General features: G+C 64.3%; 1 protein-coding gene. It reads left to right on the top strand.

Annotation, left to right across the window (positions count from 1 at the left end; translation table 11 throughout):
• Nucleotides 1-234: 234 nt before the first annotated feature.
• Nucleotides 235-1,593, top strand: coding sequence for an IS110 family RNA-guided transposase (locus OCH239_RS21330; protein WP_051489732.1), 1,359 nt, complete (start codon nt 235-237; stop codon nt 1,591-1,593).
• The last annotated feature ends 3 nt before the right edge of the window (nt 1,594-1,596 follow it).

Here is a 1,596-nt window from a genome sequence, read left to right as displayed (position 1 = left end):
TAAAAAACCATCCCGGACCGTTGCCCGCCTGTGCGGGATAGAAACGAGGCGTGCTACTCTCGAGGCAGGAGGGTAGCGGCCGTTGGCTTATTGGTGGGTTCGACCCCGTTAAAAAACGTGGCCCATGGGTTCATGCGCACTTGAGAGTGGTGACGCCGGCTGTCCGTGCGATCCCGATTAGGAAGATGAAGGACTGGCATAGCCCACGCCCTCCGCTCAAACGGAGGACATGTCATGACGAGAGCCAAGACCGGCGACCACCCGGAGATGAAGCTGGTCAATCCCGGCGCTGCTGCGGTCGACATCGGGTCGACGATGCACATGGCGGCGGTCAGCTCGGAGAGTTGCGCCATGCCCGTGCGCGCCTTCGGCACTTTCACGCGAGATCTGCACGACCTGGCAGCCTGGTTCCGGTCCTGCGGGGTCACCAGCGTGGCCATGGAGTCGACTGGCGTCTACTGGATACCCGCCTTCGAGATCCTCGAGCAGCACGGCTTCGAGGTCATCCTGGTGAATGCGCGCTACGCCAAGAACGTGCCGGGCCGGAAGACCGATGTCAGCGATGCCGCTTGGTTGCGCCAGTTGCATTCCTACGGCCTGTTGCGCGGGAGTTTCCGACCCGAGGCAGAGATCGCCACCTTGCGCGCCTACCTGCGGCAGCGCGAACGTCTCGTCGAATACGCGGCCGCGCATATCCAGCACATGCAGAAGGCGCTGATGGAGATGAACCTCCAGCTTCACCATGTCGTCTCCGACATCACCGGCGTGACCGGCATGCGGATCATCCGCGCGCTGGTGGCAGGGGAGCGTGATCCGGATATCCTGGCGTCTTACCGGGACGTCCGCTGCCATTCCTCCCTGGAGACGATCCGGGCCGCTCTGGTCGGGAACGACCGCGCAGAGCATGTCTTTGCCTTGGCCCAGTCACTCGAACTCTACGATGCATACCAGGCGAAGATTGCGGAGTGCGACGGAAGGTTGGAAGCGGCGGTGAACGCGCTGACTGTAAGGGCAAAGAGACCGGCTCCTCTACCCAAACCGCGCTTCCGCCAGAAGCCGACCGGCGCACCGGCGTTCGACGTCCGGGCGGCGCTGAATGGCGTGCTCGGGGTCGATCTGACGCAGATTCACGGCATCGGGCCGAGCCTTGCCCTGAAGCTCGTGGCCGAGTGCGGGAGCGACCTGACGGCCTGGCCGAGCGCGAAGCACTTCACGTCGTGGCTCTGCCTCGCGCCGGGCAACAAGATCTCCGGCGGTAAGCTCCTGTCGTCTCGCACCCGCCGGTCCTCCAGCCGGGCCGCCGCGCTTCTGCGTCTTGCAGCAACCACCATCGGGCGCAGCGAGACCGCGCTTGGGGCCTTCTATCGCCGCCTGTCGTCTCGTGTCGGAAAACAGAAGGCGGTCACCGCCACCGCGCGGAAGATCGCGGTCCTGTTCTACAACACGCTGAGGTTCGGCATGATCTACAGCGATCCCGGTGCCGCCGTCTATGACGAGCGTCACCGAACGCGTGTCCTTGCCAACCTCCAGCGTCGCGCCCGAACCCTCGGCTACGATCTGGCGCCTTTGCCCGAGACCGCCCGTGTTTCTTAGGAA

This window comes from Roseivivax halodurans JCM 10272 (assembly GCF_000521785.1).
Taxonomy (GTDB): domain Bacteria; phylum Pseudomonadota; class Alphaproteobacteria; order Rhodobacterales; family Rhodobacteraceae; genus Roseivivax; species Roseivivax halodurans.
The sequence above is the reverse complement of the archived record's forward strand: the minus strand, read 5'-3'. Positions and strand labels throughout refer to the sequence as shown.